At 71.1% G+C, this 14,067-nt stretch carries 2 protein-coding genes; both read right to left on the bottom strand.

Translation table 11 applies throughout. The features are described from left to right. On the bottom strand, positions 1-9,645 hold a 9,645-nt coding region (locus BHU15_RS41690; RefSeq protein ID WP_069630367.1), incomplete at its 3' end, for a type I polyketide synthase. A gap of 340 nt (positions 9,646-9,985) precedes the next feature. After that, positions 9,986-12,841: a helix-turn-helix transcriptional regulator gene (locus BHU15_RS32230; protein ID WP_247748811.1), complete on the bottom strand. Its 2,856-nt coding sequence runs from the start codon at positions 12,839-12,841 to the stop codon at positions 9,986-9,988. Positions 12,842-14,067: the final 1,226 nt, after the last annotated feature.

Below are 14,067 nucleotides of genomic sequence, written 5' to 3' on the forward strand. Positions count from 1 at the left end.
GTGGGCGTTGGTGCCGCTGATGCCGAAGGAGGAGACGGCGGAGCGGCGCGGGTGGTCGGTCTCGGGCCAGGCGCGCTCCTCGGTGAGGAGCCGTACGTTGCCGGAGTCCCAGTTGATGTGCGGGCTGGGCTCGTCGACGTGCAGGGTCCGGGGGAGAGTGCCGTGGCGCATGGCCTGGATCATCTTGATGACTCCGCCGATACCGGCGGCGGCCTGCGCGTGGCCGATGTTCGACTTGAACGACCCGAGCCACAGCGGCTGGTCGGCCGCACGGCCCTGGCCGTACGTCGCCAGGAGCGCCTGGGCCTCGATCGGGTCACCCAACGGGGTTCCGGTGCCGTGTCCTTCGACGGCGTCGACCTGGTCGGGGGTGAGGCCCGCGCCGGCCAGAGCGGCGGTGATGACCCGCTGCTGCGACGGGCCGTTCGGAGCGGTGAGGCCGTTGCTGGCGCCGTCCTGGTTGACGGCCGAGCCGCGGATCACGGCGAGAACGGTGTGTCCGTTGGCCTTGGCGTCCGACAGACGCTCCAGGAGGACCATCCCCGCGCCCTCGGCCCAGATCGTGCCGTCGGCGCCACCGGCGAACGACTTGCACCGGCCGTCGGGAGCCAGACCGCGCTGGCGGCTGAACTCCAGGAACATTCCAGGGTTGGCCATCACCGTGGCGCCGCCGGCCAGGGCCATCGTGGACTCGTTGTTCCGCAGCGACTGGCAGGCCAGGTGCATCGCGACCAGCGAGGAGGAGCACGCGGTGTCGACGGTGACCGCCGGTCCCTCAAGACCCAGCGTGTAGGCCAGTCGCCCGGAGGCGACACTCGCCGTCGTACCCGTCAGCAGGAAGCCGTCGACCGGCTCGGTGCCCCGGTGGACGAGGGAGCCGTACTCCTGGGTGACGACGCCGGCGAAGACGCCGACGGGCTTGCCGCGCAGGGTGTCGGGGCGGATGCCCGCGTTCTCGAACGTCTCCCAGGTGGTCTCCAGGAGGAGCCGCTGCTGCGGGTCGAGCGCCAGGGCCTCGCGAGGGCTGATGCCGAAGAACTCGGGGTCGAAACGGTCGGCGTCGTAGAGGAACCCGCCCTTGCGCGCATAGGTCTTCCCGCGCATGTCGGGGTCGGGATCGAACAGCTCCTCCAGATCCCAGCCGCGGTTGGTGGGGAAGGAGCCGATGGCGTCCACCCCCTCGGTGACCAGTCGCCACAGCTCGTCCGGCGTGGTGGCGCCACCCGGGTAGCGGCACCCCATGCCGATCACGGCGATGGGTTCGTCGTCGTCGCGCGGTGCCACGGCGACGGCCGCGGTGTCAGCGGCGATGACCGGTACGGCCTCGTCGTCGACCAGTTCGTCCCTGAGGTGGGTGATCAGCAACTCGGGCGTCGGGTGGTCGAACAGCATCGTGGACGGCAGGTGCAGCCCCATGGACTCGCCCAGCACCATGAGGAGTTCGATGCCGGCGAGCGAGTCGAAACCGAGGTCCTTGAACGAGCTCTCGGGGTCGATGACGAGCGGAGAGCTGTGGCCCAGAACCGCCGCGACATGCTTGCGCAGGACCTCCAGGAGGAGTTCGCGCTGTTCGGGCTCGGGCAGGAGGGCCAACTGCTGGCGCAGCGAGGACTCGTCGACCGCTTCATTGCCGCGTTCGGCGGGCGCCGCCTGGGCCGGGAGCAGTTCGGCGAGCACAGGGGAGAGCATCGACGCCCGTTGCGTGCGCGCGTGGGAGACATCGACCCCGGCGGGTACGAGAACCGCCCGCGCCGTCGCGAGTGCCGAGTCGAAGAGCGCGAGGGCCCGCTCGGTGGGCATCGGCGACAGACCGCCGCGGCTCATCCGCGCCCGGTCCTGCTCGTCGAGGGTGCCGGCCATGCCGCTCTCCCACAGTCCCCAGGCGAGGGACTTGGCGGGGAGCCCGGCCGTACGGCGGTGCTCGGCGAGTTCGTCGAGGAAGGAGTTGGCGGCGGCGTAGTTGGCCTGTCCGGGCGAGCCGAGGACACCGACCACGGACGAGAACAGCACGAAGGCGTCCAGGTCCAGGCCCATGTCACGGGTCACCTGGTGCAGGTTCCACGCGCCGTCCACCTTCGGGCGGAGCACCGCGTCCAGCCGGTCCTCGGTCAGCTCCGTGACCACACCGTCGTCCAGGACGCCCGCGCAGTGCACGACCGCGCCGAGCGGATGCTCCGTCGGCAGGCCCGCGAGCAGGGTCTCCAGCGACAGCCGGTCGGTGACGTCGCAGGCCGCGACGGTGACCTCGGCGCCGAGTCCGGCGAGTTCCGCGACGACGGTGCTGTCCGCCGTACGACCGCTCCTGCTGGTCAGCAGCAGCTTCCTGACGCCGTGCCGGGTGACCAGGTGGCGCGCGAGAATCGAGCCCAGCGCGCCGGTGCCGCCGGTGATGAGCACCGTACGCCGCGCGTCGAACGTGGCCGGAATCGCGCCCGGGGTCAGACGGGCGAGGCGGGGAACGAACAACCGGCCTTCGCGTACGGCCAGTTGGGGCTCACCGACGGAGAGCGCCGCGACGACGGCCTCGTCGGAGGCCCGCGAGCCGTCGACGTCGAGGAGCGTGAACCGGTCCGGGTGCTCGGACTGGGCCGAACGGATCAGGCCCCAGACCGCCGCACCGGCCATGTCGGCCGCCGCGTCGCCGGTTCCGGTGTGTCTCGCGTTCTCGGTGAGGATCACCAGCCGGGTGTCCGGTGCCCCGTCGGCCAGGACGGCCTGGAGCAGGTGCATGGCGTGGCGTGTCCCGGTGTGTGCCGCCGCGACCGGGTCGGCGCCGTCTTCGGCGGTCCCGGTGGCGAAGCGGGCGACGATCGTCGAGGCCCGGACCGCGCCGGCCCGCAACGAGGCGCGCAGCGCTTCGGCGTCCGGGTACGACTCGGCGGCAGCACCGACCGATGCCAGCACTGCGGCGACTCGCGGGTCACGGGTGTCTCCCACCACGGCCCAGCCGACGCCGTCGGGGCGCGAGTTGGCGCGTGGCGGCGCGGGCACCGCGCGCCAGGCGACCTCGTGCAGCGCACCGTCGCGGTCGGGCCTGGCGGCTTCGAGCTGCTCGGCACGGACCCCCCGCATGGCGAGGGAGTCGACGCTCAGCACCGGCGCGCCGGACGGGTCCGTGACGGTCAGCGCGACCGTCTCCGGCGTGGAGCGCACGAGCCGGACCCGCAGGGTGTGCGCGCCGGACGCGTGGAGCGTCACACCGCTCCAGGAGAACGGCACATGGAGTGTGCCGTCCGTCCCGGCGCCGGTCGAGGCCAGGGCGATCGGGTGCAGCGCGGAGTCGAGCAGGCCGGGGTGGACGCCGTACGAGCCCGGGGAGGTCCCCGCGGGCAGGGCGACCTCGGCGTACAGCGTGTCTCCGTCCTCCCAGGCGGCGGAGAGCCCCTGGAACACCGGCCCGTAGCCGAACCCGGCCTCGGCGATCCGCCGGTAGAAGCCGTCGGTGTCGAGGACCGCGGCGGAGGCCGGGGGCCACGCCGCGTCCACGGGCGGAAGGGCCGGCGGTACGGCCGGGGCGACGCCCAGCGCACCGGTGGCGTGGCAGGTCCAGTCGGCGCCCAGCGGGGCGTCCTCGGGCCGCGAGTGGACGGCGAAGGACCGGCGCCCGGAGTCGTCCGCCGGACGGACGACCACCCTCAGCTGGAGGGCGCCGTGTTCCGGCAGGGCCAGGAAGACATGGTGGGTGAGTTCCTCGATACGAGGACGCCCGACCAGCGCCGCGGCGTGCAGCAGCATGTCGACGAACGCCACGCCCGGCATGACCGGGGTGCCGAAGACGGCGTGGTCCGCCGCCCAGGCGGGCGACGCCGCGTTCACCCGGCCGGTCAGCAGCAGCCCGCCCGGATCGGGAAGCTCGGCGGCCGTGGTCAGCACCGGGTGTCCCGTGGCGGTCAGCCCGGCCGACGACACGTCACCCGTGGCGGTGGTGGCCGCGTGCCAGTAACGCTGGCGCTGGAAGGGGTACGTGGGCAGGTCGGGGTGGGTGTGTGCGGCCGGCAGATGGGCGCCGAGGTTCACGGCGGCGCCGGCGGTGTGCGCGGTGGCGAGCGCCGTGAGGAGGGTGGTGGCCTCCGGGTGCCCCTTGCGCAGAACGGCGGAGGGGGCGGTGCCCCGGCCGGCGCCGAGCGTCTCGTTGACGAGAGTCGTGAGAACGGGGTCCGGTCCGAGTTCCAGGTAGTGCCGGGTGCCGAGCCCGTCGAGCGTGGTGATGGTGTCGGCGAACCGTACGGCGTCCCGGACGTGCTGGACCCAGTACTGAGGGGTGGTGATGCGGTGGTCCGCGAGCTGCCCGGTGACGTTGGACACGATCGGGATGGTCGGGGCGTGGTACGTGAGGTCCGCCGCCACGAGTTCGAACTCGTCCAGCATGGGGTCCATGTGGGGCGAGTGGAACGCGTGGGAGACCGTCAGCCGCCGCGTCTTGACACCTGTCTCCGCGAGAGCGGCGGCGATGGCGGTGGTGGCTTCCTCGTCGCCCGAGATGACCAGGGAGTTGGGTCCGTTGACCGCCGCGATACTGACGTGGTGCTCGTGGCCTTCGAGGAGCGGGAGGATCTGCTCCTCGGTGGCGCGCAGGGAGATCATCGCGCCGTTGGCGGGCAGGGCCTGCATCAGTGAGCCGCGCGCGGCGACCAGCCGGCAGGCGTCGTTCAGCGTGAAGATGCCCGCGACATGGGCGGCGGTGATCTCACCGATCGAGTGGCCGGTCAGATGCTGCGGGGTGATCCCGAAGGACTCGACCAGCCGGTAGAGGGAGGTCTCGATCGCGAAGAGCGCGGCCTGGGTGTACCGGGTCTGGTTGAGCAGGGTCGCGTCGTCGGAGAAGACGACGTCCTTGACCGCCTGTTCGGCGTTCAGATGCCGGTCGAGGGTGGCGCACACCTCGTCGAAGGTGTCGCGGAAGACCGGGTACGTGTCGTACAGCTCGCGGCCCATGCCGGCCCGCTGCGCACCCTGTCCCGTGAACAGGAAGGCGGTGGTGCCCTCCCGTGCCGTACCGGTGACGACCGCGCGGGAGGACTCGTCGTTGCTGAGCGCCTGAAGACCCGCCAGCAGCTCGTCACGGCCGGCCCCCACCACCACCGCGCGGTGCTGGAACCGTGCGCGGGTGGCGGTCAGAGCCTGGCCGATGTGCGCCGGGTGGACCCCGGGACGCGCGATGACATGGTCGAGGAGGCGCCGGGCCTGGTCGCGGAGCGCGGGGGCGCTCTTGGCGGACAGGACCCACGGGACGACGGCCGTCGCCGGCGCGTCCTGCTCGTGGTCGTCCTCGGCGGGCTCCGGTGTCGCGGGGGCCTGCTCGATGATGAGGTGGGCGTTGGTGCCGCTGATACCGAAGGAGGAGACCGCCGCACGGCGCGGGTGGCCGGTCTCCGGCCAGGCACGGGCCTCCGTCAGCAGCCGTACGTTGCCCGAGTCCCAGTCGATGTGCGGACTCGGCTCGTCGACGTTGAGCGTCCGGGGGAGAGTGCCGTGGCGCATGGCCTGGATCATCTTGATGACCCCGCCGATACCGGCGGCGGCCTGCGTGTGGCCGATGTTCGACTTCAACGACCCGAGCCACAGCGGCTCTTCACGGTTCTGGCCGTAGGTGGCCAGCAGGGCCTGGGCCTCGATCGGGTCGCCCAACGGGGTTCCGGTGCCGTGTGCCTCGACGGCGTCGACCTGGTCGGGGGTGAGGCCCGCGCCGGCCAGAGCGGCGGTGATGACCCGCTGCTGGGACGGGCCGTTCGGAGCGGTCAGTCCGTTGCTGGCGCCGTCCTGGTTGACCGCGGAGCCGCGGATCACGGCCAGGACCGTGTGTCCGTTGGCCTTGGCGTCCGACAGACGCTCCAGGAGGACCATGCCCGCCCCCTCGGCCCAGATCGTGCCGTCCGCCGCACCGGCGAACGACTTGCACCGGCCGTCGGGAGCCAGACCACGCTGCTGTCCGAACTCCACGAACATGCCGGGCGTCGCCATGACCGCGACGCCGCCCGCCAGGGCCAGCGAGCACTCCCCGACGCGCAGCGCCTGCGCCGCCTGGTGCATCGCGACGAGCGACGACGAGCACGCCGTGTCGACGGTGACCGCCGGGCCCTCGAGACCGAAGGTGTACGAGATCCGCCCGGAGACGACACTCGCGGTGGTGCCGGTGAGCAGATAGCCGCCCAGTCCGTCGTCGCCCTCGTGCAGCCGGGGGCCGTACTCCTGCGACATCGCGCCCACGAACACACCGGTGCTGCTGCCCTGGAGGCCGTCCGGATCGATCCCGGCGCGTTCCAGCGCCTCCCAGGTGACCTGGAGGAGCAGCCGCTGCTGCGGGTCCATCGCGGTGGCCTCGCGCGGGCTGATCCCGAAGAACTCGGTGTCGAACTCGGCGGCCTCGTCGAGGAACCCGCCGTGCCGTGTGTAGGTCTTGCCGCGCACCCCGGGCTCGGGGTCGTACAGGGCGTCCAGGTCCCACCCGCGATCGGTGGGGAAGCCCGAGATCGCGCTCACACCGTCGTCGACGAGCTGCCACAGCTCGTCCGGGGTGCCGGCGCCGCCGGGGTAACGGCAGGCCATGCCGACGATCACGATCGGATCGTCGGCGTCCAGCACCGACGCCGACCGCGACAGCGCGGACGCGGCCGACGACAGGTCCTCGCCCAGGGCCAGTTCGCAGAGCCGCCCGGCCAGCCGGGACGGGCTCGCGTAGTCGAAGACGACGGTCTCCGGCAGCGCCAGCCCGGTGATGTCCACGAGATTCTGACGGAGCTGGACGGCCATCGTGGAGTCCATGCCCAGCTCGCGGAACGCCTGGCCGACATCGACCGTGTCCGTGCTCAGATGACCGAGCACGATCGCCGTGCGCAGCCGCACCAGCTCCAGCGCCTCACGGGAGCGCTCGTCCGCCGGCAGTCCGGCGAGCCGATCCGACCAGGAGTCGCTCGCCGCGGGGGTCTCCTCGCGCACGGCTTCCTGGTGCTGGACGGCGCCGCGCGTCCCGGGCTCGAACGCGGTCGAGACCTCGGGCCAGTAGCGCTCGCGCTGGAAGGCGTACGTGGGCAGTGCCACACGACCGGGCGCGCGCCCGGCGAAGACGGCCGACCAGTCCACGGGCAGACCGGACACGTGCAGCTCCGCCAGGGACGTCAGCAGCTGCGGCCACGCGGCCTCGTTGCGGCGCAGCGAGTCCGCGACCAGCGCGTCCGGCAGCGTCGCGCGCAGTCCGACCGTGAGGACGGGATGCGGACTCGACTCCACGAACGTGCCGAACCCGTCCTCGGCCATGGCCTGGAGGGTCTTCTCGAAGAGAACGGGCCGACGGAGGTTGGAGAACCAGTAGTCGGCGTCGAGTCCCGCCGTGTCGACGGCGCCCGCGGTGACCGTCGAGTAGAAGGCGATGTCGCACGAACGCGGCGTCACTCCGGCGAACTGCTCCAGCAGCCGGTCCTTGATGGCGTCCATGTGCGGCGAGTGGGAGGCGAAGTCCACGCCGGAGACGGCCTTCGCGCGGATCCCGTCGCTCTCGCAGCGGGTCAGCAGCTCGGCGATCGCCTCGGGGGTTCCGGCCACCACCGTGGTGCCGGGCCCGTTGACGACGGCGATGCTCAGCCCGTCGCCGAAGGGGGTGATGTACTCGGCGACCCGGTCGGCCGCCAGCGGCACCGACGCCATCGCGCCCGTACCCGCCAGCGTCATGATCGTCTGGCTGCGCAGGGCCACGATCCTGGCGGCGTCCGCCAGGTCGAGCGCTCCCGCGATGTGCGCCGCCGCGATCTCGCCCTGCGAGTGCCCGACGACCGCGTCGGGCCGTACACCCAGCGACTCCCACACCCTGGCGAGCGAGACCATCACCGCGAACAGCACGGGCTGGACGACGTCCGCGCGGTCCAGGGACGTCGCGCCGGACTCATCGGTGAGCGTGTCCAGCAGCGACCAGTCGACGTACGGCGCGAGGGCTTCGTGGCACGCCTCGATCGACGCGCGGAAGACCGCCGACGTGCGCATCAACTCGCGCGCCATGCCCTCCCACTGCGAGCCCTGCCCCGGGAACACCAGCGCGATCTTCCCGCGGTCGCCCGTGACGCCCGTGACGAGCCCCGGTACGTCGGCGCCGGACCGCAACGCCTCAAGCTGCGCGTCGTGTCCGAGCCCGAGCGCGACGGCGCGGTGCTCGAAGTGGGTACGGGTGCCCGCGAGCGAGCGGCCGATGTCGAACGCGTCGGCGTCCGCCGTCCGCCGCTCCAGCAGCCGCCCGGCCTGGGCGCGCAGAGCCGCCTCGGTACGCCCGGACACCAGCCACGGGGCCAGCGGGATCTCCGGCTCCGCGCCCCGCGGCGCGTCCTCCTCGGACGCGGCTGGCTCAGGCGCCTCGGCCAGTACGACATGGCAGTTCGTTCCGCCCACACCGAAGGAGCTGACCCCGGCCAGCAGCGGCGCGTCCGGCCACGGGCCGGACGCGGTCTGGACGCGCAGATTCAGCGCATCGGGGTCGATCCGCGGGTTGGGCGTCTCGTAGTTGAGGCTGGCCGGGATCTCCCGGTGCCGGATGCTCAGCGCCGTCTTGATCAGCCCGACGATGCCCGCCGCGCCCTCCAGGTGCCCGACGTTGGTCTTGGCCGAGCCGACGAGTACCGGTGAGCCGGCAGGGCGCGCGCTGCCGTACGCGGCGCCCACACCCGCCGCCTCCAGCGGATCGCCCGTCGGAGTGCCCGTGCCGTGGAGTTCCACGTAACGGACCTCGGACGGGTCCACGCCGGCGTCCTCGCACGCCTGGCGCAGCACGGTCGCCTGGGCCTCGGCGCTGGGCACCGTGAGCCCGTCGGTGGAGCCGTCGTTGTTGACCGCGGTGCCACGGATGACCCCGTACACCGTGTCGCCGTCGCGCACCGCGTGTGCCAGCGGCTTCAGTACGACGACGCCGCCGCCCTCACCGCGCACGTAGCCGTTGGCCCGCGCGTCGAAGGTGAAGCAGCGTCCGTCCGGCGACAACCCGCCGAACATTCCGGCGACTTCGGCGCTCTCGGGCGCGAAGTTGAGCGCCACACCGCCCGCCAGGGCCAGGGTGCACTCACCCTTGCGCAGACTCTCCACGGCCAGGTGCACCGCCACGAGCGACGACGACTGCGCCGAGTCGACCGCCATGCTCGGGCCGTTGAGGCCCAGCGCGTAGGACACCCGGTTGGCGATGACACCGCGGTTCAGCCCCGGCAGCGAGTGCTGTGTGATCGCACCGCCGCGGTGGGCCAGCGCCGCGTAGTCCCCGGCGATCGCTCCCACGATGACGGCGGTCGCGGTGGACCGCAGCGTCTCGGGGACGATTCCCGCGTCCTCCAGGGCCTCCCAGGCCAGCTCGGCGAAGAGCCGCTGCTGCGGGTCGATCGCCACGGCCTCGCGCGGCGAGATCCCGAAGAAGGCCGCGTCGAACTGGTCCACTCGGTCGAGGAACCCGCCGTGGCGCAGCGCCGCGCGGTGCCGCTCCGGTGAGTCCGGCAGCACCTCGTCCGGGTCCCAGCGGTCCGGCGGCACCTCGGTGATCGCACTACGGCCCGACCGCAGCAACTCCCAGAAGGAGTTGGCGTCGGGTGCCTGGGGGAGGCGGCATGACATGCCGGTGATTGCGATTGCGTCCGTGCCGTGAACAAGATCACTCGACATGATGGCGAGTGCCTCCCTCATCGCGTGCTTCGAAAACGCCGGGCAGGCGTTCGTCTTGAGGGAACGATCATCATCTCCGCCGCTCACCCCCAGCTACCCGTAGAGCCCCCTAGGTGTATCGGCTCGGAGGGTTGCTGACGCGGGTGACGGGTGGTTCGCCGGTCGCGCCGAGGCCGGCCACCGGGCGACCGGAAAGCACACGCTCGACCGGCGACCGCCTCCCGTGCGCGCTTTGTCAGGGGTACCCCTGGTGACCGCACCGCACCGCACCGCCGCGGCCCCGCGATCAAAGAGAAGTCCGCCTGCCCGTCGGTCGACGGGCAGGCGGAACAGGGCGCTTACGGGGTGGGAGTCGAACGGATCAGACGGACTCGTAGCTGACCGCGTGGGCCCTCTGCAGGAGCTGCTCGCGGTTCCTGATGCCCATCTTGCGGTAGACGCGGGTCAGATGCTGCTCCACGGTGCTGACCGTGATGAACAGCCTCTCGGCGATCTCACGGTTGGCGTACCCCTGGGCAGCCAGTGTGGCGACGCGCCGTTCGGATTCACTGAGTGTGCCGAAGCTGTCCTGGCCCGGGCGGTCGGCGCCGCAGGGCCCCTCGGGCGGCTTCGTGTCCATGTTCTGGGGTATGGATGTCGGGAGCAGAGCCTGGCAGAGGGACTCCGCCTGGCAGCTCTTGGCGAGCCGCCAGGCCCGCCGTGCGGTCGGCCGGGCCTGTTTGTCGCCCAACTGCTGGTAGGCGCGGCTGAGATCGGCCAGGACGCGGGCAGCCTCGTAACGCGCGCCCGCGGCCTCCAGCAGTCGGAACGCGTCCCGCAGGATCGGGGGCTGCTTGGCGGTTGTCTGGACCAGGGCCAGGGCGTGCAGGGTCATCCCGCGCGACCGGGTGAGCCCGGAGTCCGAGTTGGTCAGCTGCTTCTCGACGAGCCGGGCCGCCTGTTTCTGGTCGCCCAGGCGCAGCCACACCTCCGCCTCTCCCAGCCGCCAGGGCGCCAGGGAGGGTGTGTCGATGTTCCAGCGACGCATCAGCGTGCCGCACTCCTGGAAATCGGACAGAGCCAGGTAGGTGTTGCCGGTCGCGAGGTGATGACGGCCGCGCGCGTACAGGTAGTGCAGCCCCGCGCGGGTGAGGAACAGCGCGGGCGGCGGCTCGGACGTCTCCAGATACTTGGCCGCGGTCTGATGGTTGCCCATGGCGGTGTGGGCCTCGACGAGCACGGTCAGCGCGAGCGCGCTGCTGACGTTCCACCTCGGCCCGGACAGCCGGGCGTGGGCCGTCTCCGCCTGGCGTACGGCGTCCGCCAGCCGCCCGCGCCGCAGCGCCAGGAGCGCGCCGACGCTTTCGATCTGGGCCCACCAGCCAGGGGCGTCGTGTCGTTCCACCTCGGTCGCGAGCAGGTCGTACCACGCGGCGGCGGTGTCGAGTTGATCGGCGTAGCACAGGGCCAGCAGCGCCTTCGGCAGGCCGCTGAGCTTCGACGTCGGCCAGTTCTGGCTGCCCTGGAACACCTGGTCGGCCAGGGCGATGGCGTACTTGTCCGCTCCGTTCTCAAGGATGAGGGCGAGGGCGTGACGGGCTCTCAACTCCGAATGGGACGTGGCCGGCGCGGTTGTGGCCGGCAGCGGGTGCTCCAGCCGTTCGAGCAGGCCCGGGACCTCCGCGGCCATGAGCATCCGGGTGCTGTGCAGCGCGGTGGACACGTCCGCCTCGCCGCTGTTGACATGGTCGACAACCTCGACGGCCTCGTCGAAGTCGAGGTGGAAGAGCATGCCCTCGGCGACCCACAGGGCGTCGGTGCCGGTGAGCTTCCCCTCAAGGATGGGGCCCTTGAGCGCGCGGAAGTGCGGGGCGGACTCGGCGGGTCTGAGCTGCCACTGGCCGAAGGCGTACAGCGACTTCGTCGAGAGCCGCTGTCCCTCGTCCAGGGAGCATTCGCAGGCCAGCTCCAGATAACGGATGCCCTGCGGTACGTCACCGTCCTCCATGGCGTGGGCCGCGGCCTCCTGGAGTACGGGCAGCACCCATCCGTCGTGCAGCGGACCGACGCCGAGCAGATGCATGGCGACGGCTTGCGGCGGCGCTCCCCCCTCGTTCAGGAGGCGAGCGGCGCGGTAGCGCTGCTGGGTCGCCTCGCCGTAAGGCATCTCACCCAGTACGGCCTGCCGTACGCCCGCGTGCCGCAGCCGCGCGCCCTCCAGCACGCCCAGGCCGGTGAACAACCGTAAGTAACGTTTCGACAGTTCCGTGTCGATACCGCTCAGCCGGCTCAGCAGAAGGGGAGTCGTCGCCTCGTCCAGGAGGGCGACGCACCGGGCGAGACGGACCGCGCGCGGGCCGAGCCGGTGCAGGTAGGCGAGGACGGCCTGGTAGAAGGCGGGGCCGATCGACGCCCCGCCCTCGGTGGTCGACTGGCGGCCGATGCCGTCGCTCTGCGGCGGCATCGGCCCCGCGACGGAATCGGACGCGAGACGCAGCCTGTGCTCCTCGATGAGCGCCTGGGCGAGCAGCGGATTGCCCCCGCTCAGCCGGTGGATCTCGACGATGAGCCGGTCCGACGGGAGGACCGGGAGCCGGCTCGCGGCCAGCCCCATGATGTCCACCCGCGAGAGCGGCTCCAGGTGGAAGTGGCGCGCGCTCGTGCGGTAGAGGAGGTCGTCCAGGACACTGGCCGACTGCTCGTCGACGGAGATCCCGTGCGTGAACACCAGCGCGAGTGAGAGCTGGGTCAGACGCTGCGCCAGGTAGCGCAGGCACGTGAGGGTGGCCGTGTCGGTGTGCTGGATGTCGTCCACCGTGATCAGCAGAGGCCGCAGGGCGGTCAGCTCGGCGATGATCTGGTAGGTCCGCCGTGCGACTGCCATCGGGTCGTCCTGGGCCGACGGCGGGGCAAGGGCGGAGGCCTCGTCCGCCTGCCTGCCGTCATGGACGGTCCCGGCGCCCCCGGCGCGCGGAACGTCGGCGGTGGTGCACTGGGCTTCGATCGAATGCAGCAGCTGGGCGAGGGCGCTGTAGGGAACCTCGCGCTCGTGCGGCGAACTCACCACGCTGAGCACCGTGATTCCGGCCGAAGTCGCCCGTTCGGCCAGGGCGTTGAGTGTCGTGGTCTTGCCGATCGCGGTCGAACCGCTGATCGCGGCGATGGCCCCCCTGCCCCGCGTGGACCGGATCAGTAGGGCATCGAGCTGTTCGAGTATCTTGTCCCGTTCCTTCAACACAGCTTACTTTCCCCCCCTGTTGACACCTTTTGATCGTGAAGCTCATCGGTTTCCGGCAGCCAGAAGCGGAACCCAGTCGTCAATATTAAGAAGCTAGCGACCGTATTCGGTAACATCAAGAAGCTAACGGCCGCATTCGGTCACCCACTCGGCGATAGGGTAATCGGTGCGAGGCTAAGAGGTAGTCAAGACGGGTGTGCGAAATCTCCTAGCAACCTCGCGGCGATTTCTCCGTGGCTGGGAACTTCGCAAGGGCGCCGAGCCGGGTCTGCTGCTGTTCGGGGCGAATTGCGGGGGTGGCAGTGCCTGACTCGGCCGCTTCACAGACCACTTGTACGGTGATGCGGTCCCCGTCGCCGATCATGGTTACCAATGAGTTCGGCCGTCGTCGGCGCACAACGCAGGGCTGATTTCGGCCATATTGAAGACCAGCCTTAACTGTCCGGTAACCAAGAGGACCGGAGTTAACTGGTCAGTAACCAAGATGGAATCCAAGCGTGGAGCGTTCCGGGTGTGCTGCGCCCACCTGTATCGATAGTGAACTCGGAGGATCCGGGCGGCCGTGCGGCTCGAATGGCACAGCCCGGACGGGATGCTTGGCCGCTGTGCGGACGGGGCTGCCGGCGGGCCGACTCCAGGCCCGTGGGTGTGTGATCCTGGTCGGCGTGAGCATCGCGGCCCCCACGCGTCCGGTGCGGAAGCGCGCGGATGATGCCCTCTTGGCAAGTCGGTCGTCCGAGGTTTACGACGCCTCGGCGGGCTTTGTTGCAAGAAGATGACGGATCGAAGCGTGCCGCAGAGGCCCGTTTTGGGTGATGGGGGATGAACGGCCGCCGGCCTTGGGATGCGGGGCTGTGCGAGGCGGAGGGTGAAGTGCCGGCCCCCGTCCATTCCGTTTGTGGAGGATAGCGCGGAGCCAGCAGTGACTGCCTGTCGGAGAATAAGTCGGCAGGCGTCCCGCACGCGAAGCGGAGCGCGGCGGAGATGTTTACCTCGTTGTTGATAAACAATAGCCGCGCCTTTTCCCTCGCGCCAGAGCGCCCCGCGCCGGCGGGATAGGCGGCTCCCCGAGTGGGTACTCCCGGGCGACGTCGGACAGCCCGTTCGGGCAAGGCGGCGAGCGCAGTGGAAACATAGCGCATCAGGGTGTTTGAACTCGTCGGCTTCTCCACGCTCGAACAATGCCTCGCAGGTGGCCTGTCGGGCACCTGCGAGGCATTGTTCGA

This window comes from Streptomyces niveus (genome assembly GCF_001723055.1).
Classification (GTDB): Bacteria; Actinomycetota; Actinomycetes; order Streptomycetales; family Streptomycetaceae; genus Streptomyces; species Streptomyces niveus.